The following is a 7,500-nucleotide window of genomic DNA, read 5'->3' on the forward strand; positions in this document are numbered from 1 at the left end:
CAGCCCCTGACAATTTTAGCCGTCGTGGACGAGGCCACGCCCTCCCTGCCCCACGTCCGCGACTCAGAGGGTCGGCCAAAACGAGTTTGGCCAACCCTCTGTCTACTCTAGCCGTCGTGGACGAGGCCACGCCCTCCCTGCCCCACGTCCGCGACTCAGGCCTCATCCGGGGAGGGGGCCTCGGCCGCTGCGTTCGAACCGGAGGCCTCGCGAATGGCCCGCAGCAAGGCCGTGGAGGCCCGCTTGCTGCGGGGCTCGGCCGGCGCGCGCTTGGCCTGACGCATGAGCGCCCGGAGCTGCTGCCGGTCGCTCCCAGGGTGCTCGGCGACGAAGGCGTTCAAGGCGGGGTCGCCCTCCTCGAGGATGCGCGCGCGCCAGGCCTCGGCCGCGCGCTCCCTGGCCTGGAGGGTGCGCTGCTCGGGGCTCTGACCCGCGAGGGCGGCCCGCAGCTCCTCGATGCTGCCGGCGCCCCGGAGCAGCTGCGCGACCCGACGGATCTGGCGAGAGCGAGCGTTCTTGTGAAAGCGCTGGGACTCCTCGATGGCCCGGCGCAGGTCCGCGTCGAAGGGCGGCTCGGGGAGCTTGGGGTGCTTGCCGCGGGCGAGGGCCTCGGCGAGCTCCGTGAACGCCCCGGCCTCGCGGCGATGGCGAGAGCGACTCCGAGGGCGAGGCTCTTCGGCCTCCCCCGGGGCAGCTCCGGGGCTCTCGTCGTGGTCGGGATCGGCGGCCATGGCCGTGTCTACCATCTAGAGCAGCGAGCCCCTCTCGGCGGGGCTTGGCCGGCGCTAGCGAGACTCGGTCTCGAGGATCAGCTGGGCCAGGCGCTCGAGCTCGCTCGCGGGCAGCTCGGGGTAGGCGGGCACGTAGACCAGCGAGGCCATGGCGGCCTCCGCGAGCGGGGTCGAAGCGCCGCCCTCGAGCTGCGGCGGGCGCAGCCGCGAAGAGCCCCGCGTCGCGTCGAAGCCCTCGGCCCGCAGGGCGTCGATCAAGCCCTCGGGGTTCGAGCTGACCACCGCGACCTGCCACCACGAGCGCCACGGCGCCTGATCTCCGAGCAGGGCCACGCGCCCGCGCAGGCGCGCGCGCAACACCTCGCCGTGGGCTCGCCGCCTCGACAAGCGCACGCCGTCGTAACCTTCGAGGCGCCGCTCGAGGGTGGCGAGCAGGGCCCCCGAGGGCTGGCGGCGCAGCGCGGCCCAGTACTCGTCCCCCTCGAGCCCGAGCACGGCCCCGTTGATGACGGCGTCGTGGGAGCGCCCGGTGAGCGCGCAGGCCCCGACGAAGGCCGCGTAGAGGTGCGGCTCGGTCATCGCCTTGAGCGCGGCGTACTTGGTCACGACGCCCAGGTAGCCCCGCCGCGACTGCTGGGGATAGGCCCGGGTCCGCGCGAGCGCAGCCTGGCGCAGCTCGGCGTCGGCGATCCGCGCCAGGCAACCACCGAGCGCCGAGCTCGACTTGATCGGTCCAAAGCTGAACAGGGCCGCGAGCGAGCGCGGGTGTCCGCGGTGCTCGAGACCCTCGAAGGCCTGGGCGCAGTCCTCGACCACGGGCACGCTCGAGCCGGCGCTGTCGAGCTCGGCGAACACTGCGTCCATGTCCACGCGACTCCCGAGCAGGTGCGTGACCAGGCAAAGGCGGGTGCGCTCGTTGACCGCCGCGGCGATGGCCCCCGGCGCGGGCGCGAGGGTCCCCGGCTCGATGTCCACGGGCACGGGCACGAAGCCGTGGTGCGCGAGGAGCTCGAACATGTCCGGGATGTTGACGGCCGTGACCACGACCTCGCCTGGACACCCCGCCTCGGGATCAGGGCCGGGGCGGGTAGCGAGCTCGGCCAAGAGCGCGTCCCAGGCCGTGCGCACCGTCAAGAACACAGCCCCGTCGGGGTCCCAGCGCTGTGCGATGGCCTCCGCCGAGGGTCCACCCGGGTTCGAGCTGGCCACGGCCGCAGCCGCGAGGTCGGCCCAGCCGATGTCCAGGCGACTGCGCGCCCAGACGGGCCTTGGCAGGGTCAGGGCGCCCAAAAAGCGGCCGGCGAGGCCTCCGCTGGGGGGTCGATGCGCGTTCGCGGTCACCTGCATCGCCCCTGGTAGAGTGAGACCTCGCCGTCGGGATCACGGCTCCAGGAAAAGGGCGCCCGAGCGAGCGCCGCCCTTTCACTTGCGCGTGAACGAGATCGTCTTGATGGTGACGTCCTCGAAGGGCTTGTCGGGGATCGGCCGGCTCTGGGTGCGGACCTCGGAGATGGCCGTGGGCACCTTGGTGTCGCAGCGCCCAAACACGGTGTGGCGATCGTTGAGCGCCTCGGTCTTGCGCACGGTGATGAAGAACTGCGCGCTGCCGGTGTTGCCCACGGTCAGCCCGGTCTTCTCGTCGTAGATCGGCTTTTGCGTCACCCGGTCGTAGGGGTTGCGGTTGGCCATGGACAGGATGCCCGGCCCGGAGTGGCGCAAGCTGGGGTGGAACTCGTCGGGGATGAAGTAGCCCGGGGTCCCGCGCCCGCTCGCCGAGGGGTCACCGCCTTGAATCATGAACTTCGAGATCACGCGGTGGAAGATGGTGTTGTCGTAGTAGTTGCCCGTGACCCACTCGTCGCTCTTGCGGTTCTTGGGGTCGAGGTAGGGCCGCTTGCCCCGGGCCAGGCCCACGAAGTTGGCCACCGTCAGGGGGGCCTTGTCCTCGTAGAGCTCGCACTCGATGTCGCCCATGGAGGTCTGGAAGGTCGCGGTCAGCGTGCCCTTGCCCTTGTCGGCGAGGGTCTCGTCGCCCTCGAAGGCCATCTCGAGGGTGAAGGGCCCGTCGATGGGGTCGCCCTGGGCCTTGTTGAAGCTGAACACGTCCGGGCCGAGGATTCCGGAGTTGGGTCGGGGCAGCCAGCCCTCCTCGAAGGTCCGGGTCGGGCGCTCGTCCGAGCTGCACGCGCAGCCCTCACCCTCGGGCTCGTCGCAGGTCTTGCCCTCGGGCAGGCACTCGTCGCCGCAGGGCGTGCCCGCGAAGCAGAACTTGCAGCAGCCCTTGGCGGCCTCCGCCTTGGCCTGGGCCTCCGCCGCGGCCTTCTTCTTGGCCTCGATCTCCTCGGGCGTCGGGCCTTTCTTCTCGCCCTCGGGCGCCTTGCCCACGCCGGCGTCAGCCTTGGCTCCACCTTCCCCGTGCTCGGCGGGCGGGGTCTGGCAGGCGGCCAGGCTGAGCCCCAATAGGGCCACGGCGGCAGTCGAGATGAAGGAATCGAGGCGGTGCGGACGTGAGTAGATCGGCATGTTTGTTCCTCGGCGGCGCGCGGACCAGGCTCGGATCTCGCACATTGGGCGCGCGGGGGCTACTCTCGCGCTCGTGAGGCCACTTCGCAGCGCATCGCGCATCACGCTCACGGCCCTGCTCGCGACCTGCGTCATCCTCGGCTCCGGCTGTCGACATCGCAAGGGCGACGGGTCCAGCATGGTCTCCGAGCTGACCCCGCCCAAGGGCGCCGAGCCCTGGGAGTCCCGCTACGCCGTCGCCTTCGACGACTCGTACACGCCCACGGACGTCAACCTCCAGGGCCGCGCCCCCAACGACGTCCTCGATCAGCAGCTCTTCCAGGCCCGGCTGGGCCACGCCGCCGTGGTCGTCCTCGTCCGCGTCGAGCAGGTCTGGGGCAAGGGCCGCTACGAGGGCAAGCAGGACCAGTTCGTCGAGCTGCAGGTCGGCGACGTGCTCATGGGCAGCCTGCCCAAGGACGCCCCCGAGCGCTTCATGGTCGAGGTGAGCAGCATCGACGAGCTCCCCGGGGAGCTGCGCGGCGAGATCATGCTGCTCTTCCTGCGCTGGGACGCCGAGGCCGACCCGCCCTACCACCACCACTTGATGCCGGCCGACGAGGAGCTCGTCGCGCTGATCAAGGCCATGGTCAAGCACGCCCAGGCCGAGGGGGTGCTCGACGCCAAGGGCGACGAGAAAAAGAGCGGGCGCGGGGGCAAGGGGAAGCGCAAGCGCCGGAAAAAGAAGGGCAAGCGAGGGAGCGGCGCGCCCTCGGAGGACTTCGACGAGTCGATGATCGGCGCAGGAGGCGGACCGCCGCCCTCGAGCTCGCCCGCGTCGTCGGCTGGGGACGACTCTGGACCCGCGCCGGTCACCGCGCCCGACGAGCCGCCCCCGGCGGAGGGACCGCAGCCCGATTCCAGCACCGGGCTCCAGGAGCTCGGCGGAGACAGCCCTCCCGAGTCGACCGGTGAGTGAGTCCCATTGGCCCCGGACTGATCCAAGGATCTAGTCGGTGCTCCTTCTCGGATCCGCGCACTTGCGCAGATCCGCTTGGCGGATCCTCCGCCGCGCGAGCTCGCCATCCTCGACAGCGACCTGAACGCATCTGCTTGCCGTTCACGCGTCGCTGTTCGCCGTTTTCGGGCCCGTGGAAATCGCGCCCAGAAACACTTGCACAGCCCGCGCGTATCGCTACGATTCTCCTCCCCGGGCTGGCCTCGTCGGGCCGGGACACGCGAGGGAACTCGCTGCGAAATCTCGCACGATTTTGTCGAGAAAAACTTCGCTGCAAAGCTTGACTCCCTCCTCGTTCGCCCGTACAACCCGCCTCCCCTGACGGGAACGAAGACGGCAGCGCCCACGGCCCTCCAGCCAAGCGCAACCACGCCGCCTCAACCCTGAAGAGGGGCGAGCCTCGCCCTCAACCAGCTTCGCTGGGCGAACGAGGCCTTCGCTTCCTGAAAACTGGAGAGCAGAACACGGACCACGAGACGCTAGGTCCGACGAAGCGCCCGCGAGGGTGCGGACTCGAGACCGTCCGCGGGATTGTCAGTCAGCAATGATTGACGAACCCCGTCGCACGAACATCCGTTCGTGACGACATTCCAAAAAATGCGAGTCGTCGGAGACGACGGCTCGAAGAGCAACCGGCAATCGGTAGCTCGAGCACAAATCAAACTGGAGAGTTTGATCCTGGCTCAGAGCGAACGTTTGCGGCGGGCCTAACACATGCAAGTCGAACGAGAAGCCCTTCGGGGTGGAAAGTGGCGCACGGGTGCGTAACACGTGGATAACCAACCCCCCAGTTTGGGACAACACCGGGAAACTGGTGCTAATACCAGATGTGTCGCGGGAGTCGTCAGGCTCCCTCGAGAAAGGCACGCAAGGGTCGCTGGGGGACGGGTCCGCGTCCCATCAGCTAGTTGGTGAGGTAATGGCTCACCAAGGCTAAGACGGGTAGCTGGTCTGAGAGGATGATCAGCCACACTGGAACTGAGACACGGTCCAGACTCCTACGGGAGGCAGCAGTGGGGAATATTGCGCAATGGGCGAAAGCCTGACGCAGCCACGCCGCGTGAGCGATGAAGGTTTTCGGATCGTAAAGCTCTGTGGAGGGAGAAGAATAAAGTCAGTGAAGAGCTGGCCTTGACGGTATCCCTTTAGCAAGCACCGGCTAACTCCGTGCCAGCAGCCGCGGTAATACGGAGGGTGCAAACGTTGCTCGGAATCATTGGGCGTAAAGCGCGCGTAGGCGGCTTGGCAAGTTGGATGTGAAAGCCCTGGGCTCAACCCAGGAAGTGCATCCAAAACTGCCTGGCTTGAATCTCGGAGGGGGTCAGGGAATTCTCGGTGTAGAGGTGAAATTCGTAGATATCGGGAGGAACACCAGTGGCGAAGGCGCTGACCTGGACGATGATTGACGCTGAGGTGCGAAAGCATGGGGAGCGAACAGGATTAGATACCCTGGTAGTCCATGCCGTAAACGATGAGTGCTAGGCGCCGGCGGATGACCCCGTCGGTGCCGAAGCTAACGCGTTAAGCACTCCGCCTGGGGAGTACGGTCGCAAGACTAAAACTCAAAGGAATTGACGGGGGCCCGCACAAGCGGTGGAGCATGTGGTTTAATTCGACGCAACGCGCAGAACCTTACCTGGGTTAAGTCCACGAGAATCCGGCCCAAAAGCTGGAGTGCCCTTCGGGGAATTCGTGCGAAGGTGCTGCATGGCTGTCGTCAGCTCGTGTCGTGAGATGTTGGGTTAAGTCCCGCAACGAGCGCAACCCCTGCCGTCTGTTGCCATCATTTAGTTGGGAACTCAGACGGTACTGCCGGCCTAAACCGGAGGAAGGTGGGGATGACGTCAAGTCCTCATGGCCCTCATGCCCAGGGCTACACACGTGCTACAATGGTTGGTACAAAGAGTCGCTAGCCCGCGAGGGGACGCTAACCTCAAAAAACCAATCTCAGTTCGGATTGGAGTCTGCAACTCGACTCCATGAAGCTGGAATCGCTAGTAATCGGAGATCAGCACGCTCCGGTGAATACGTTCCCGGGCCTTGTACACACCGCCCGTCACACCATGGGAGTCGATTGCTCCAGAAGTGGGTAGCCTAACCTTCGGGAGGGCGCTTACCAAGGAGTGATCGGTGACTGGGGTGAAGTCGTAACAAGGTATCCCTACCGGAAGGTGGGGATGGATCACCTCCTTTCTAGGAGATGCTCGGACCTCGAGTTCGAGCAAATCATAGGTCAAACCCGCGGACATTTAGCAAGTCTCTTGGTCCATTCTACTCTTCAGTTTTCAGGGTGCGAAATGCTCCCTGAAAACCAGGCTGTCTTTGAGAACCTGGGCGTGTAGCTCAGTCGGTTAGAGCGCCGCCCTGATAAGGCGGAGGTCGGAGGTTCAAGTCCTCCCACGCCCACCGCACCAACCAATCTCTTCATGGGAAACCATGGAGGGACCAATTGGTCGGGGGGATTAGCTCAGCTGGGAGAGCGCGGGCTTTGCATGCCTGAGGTCAGCGGTTCGATCCCGCTATCCTCCATCACGCTCCTCGAAGACGGACGCTTCCTTACAAACTAATAGACGAACAAGACCACCGGAAGATCGTCGAATCGTGTTCTTCGGAACATGAGGAGACAATCGAACCGAGTAGCACATTTCCGTCGATGCAGCAGAGGCTGCATCCGCAAAGAGTCTCAAACAAAAAGGGACTCGAGCAACAAAGTAAGGTTCGTGGTGACGAAAGGAACCTCGGATCCGACTCATCTGAAGACGGGTTTACGAAAAAGACTTGCCCTCTGGAAGGCCGAGCGAGAGCTCGGACCAGAAGGAGAGGCAGGGTCAAGCTACAAAGGGCACACGGCGGATGCCTTGGCATCAGGAGGCGATGAAGGACGTGGATACCTGCGAAAAGTTACGGGGAGCTGGACTCGAGCGTCGATCCGTAAATATCCGAATGGGGAAACCCAGTGAGCGTCATGGCTCACTATCTCATGCTGAATACATAGGCATGTGAGGCCAACGGGGGGAACTGAAACATCTAAGTACCCCCAGGAAAGGACATCAACAGAGACTCCGTAAGTAGCGGCGAGCGAACGCGGACTAGCCCAAACCATCCGGGCAACCGGATGGGGTTGTGGGGTTCCAACGTGGGACCGTGGAGGTTAGCAGAACGGCTTGGGAAGGCCGGCCAAAGAGGGTGACAGCCCCGTATGCGAAAGCCAAGACGGCCCTAGGAGTACCCCGAGTAGGACGAGGCACG

General features: G+C 65.5%; 4 protein-coding genes, 2 tRNA genes and 2 rRNA genes (1 of these 8 only partly in view). 5 read left to right on the forward strand and 3 right to left on the reverse strand.

Going from position 1 to position 7,500, the window contains the following annotated elements:
• Window positions 1-155 precede the first annotated feature (155 nt).
• The 3 genes from yjgA to PPSIR1_RS49605 all read right to left on the reverse strand — a co-directional run bounded on the left by yjgA (window position 156) and on the right by PPSIR1_RS49605 (window position 3,254).
• On the reverse strand, window positions 156-731 hold the full coding sequence (gene yjgA / locus PPSIR1_RS28030; protein WP_006974579.1) for a ribosome biogenesis factor YjgA: 576 nt from the start codon (window positions 729-731) through the stop codon (window positions 156-158).
• Between the two features lie 54 nt (window positions 732-785).
• Window positions 786-2,078, reverse strand: a complete 1,293-nt coding sequence (locus tag PPSIR1_RS44025) for a DegT/DnrJ/EryC1/StrS family aminotransferase (protein WP_006974580.1) — start codon at window positions 2,076-2,078, stop codon at window positions 786-788.
• A 75-nt stretch (window positions 2,079-2,153) separates the two neighbouring features.
• Window positions 2,154-3,254, reverse strand: coding sequence for a peptidylprolyl isomerase (locus tag PPSIR1_RS49605; protein ID WP_198154633.1), 1,101 nt, complete (start codon window positions 3,252-3,254; stop codon window positions 2,154-2,156).
• A 73-nt stretch (window positions 3,255-3,327) separates the two neighbouring features.
• Here PPSIR1_RS49605 and PPSIR1_RS28045 point away from each other — a divergent pair, with 73 nt between their 5' ends.
• The 5 genes from PPSIR1_RS28045 to PPSIR1_RS28065 form a co-directional block, all read left to right on the forward strand.
• Window positions 3,328-4,212 (forward strand): hypothetical protein, encoded by an 885-nt coding sequence (locus PPSIR1_RS28045; protein WP_157596057.1) that lies wholly within the window; start codon window positions 3,328-3,330, stop codon window positions 4,210-4,212.
• A 699-nt stretch (window positions 4,213-4,911) separates the two neighbouring features.
• A 16S ribosomal RNA gene (locus PPSIR1_RS28050) occupies window positions 4,912-6,444 on the forward strand.
• A gap of 139 nt (window positions 6,445-6,583) precedes the next feature.
• A tRNA-Ile gene (locus PPSIR1_RS28055) sits at window positions 6,584-6,657 on the forward strand.
• Window positions 6,658-6,707: 50 nt separating this feature from the next.
• Window positions 6,708-6,780, forward strand: a tRNA-Ala gene (locus PPSIR1_RS28060).
• Window positions 6,781-7,077: 297 nt separating this feature from the next.
• Window positions 7,078-7,500, forward strand: a 23S ribosomal RNA gene (locus PPSIR1_RS28065); it runs 2,512 nt beyond the window's last position.
• Together the 16S and 23S rRNA genes with 2 tRNA genes alongside form the textbook arrangement of a ribosomal RNA operon.

This window comes from Plesiocystis pacifica SIR-1 (assembly GCF_000170895.1).
GTDB classification, from domain to species: domain Bacteria; phylum Myxococcota_A; class Polyangia; order Nannocystales; family Nannocystaceae; genus Plesiocystis; species Plesiocystis pacifica.

Bases quoted from the DNA above. Each gene is read 5' to 3' on its own strand.
- yjgA (WP_006974579.1), bottom strand. From the start codon at position 731: ATGGCCGCCGATCCCGACCACGACGAGAGCCCCGGAGCTGCCCCGGGG.
- PPSIR1_RS44025 (WP_006974580.1), bottom strand. From the start codon at position 2,078: ATGCAGGTGACCGCGAACGCGCATCGACCCCCCAGCGGAGGCCTCGCC.
- PPSIR1_RS49605 (WP_198154633.1), bottom strand. From the start codon at position 3,254: ATGCCGATCTACTCACGTCCGCACCGCCTCGATTCCTTCATCTCGACT.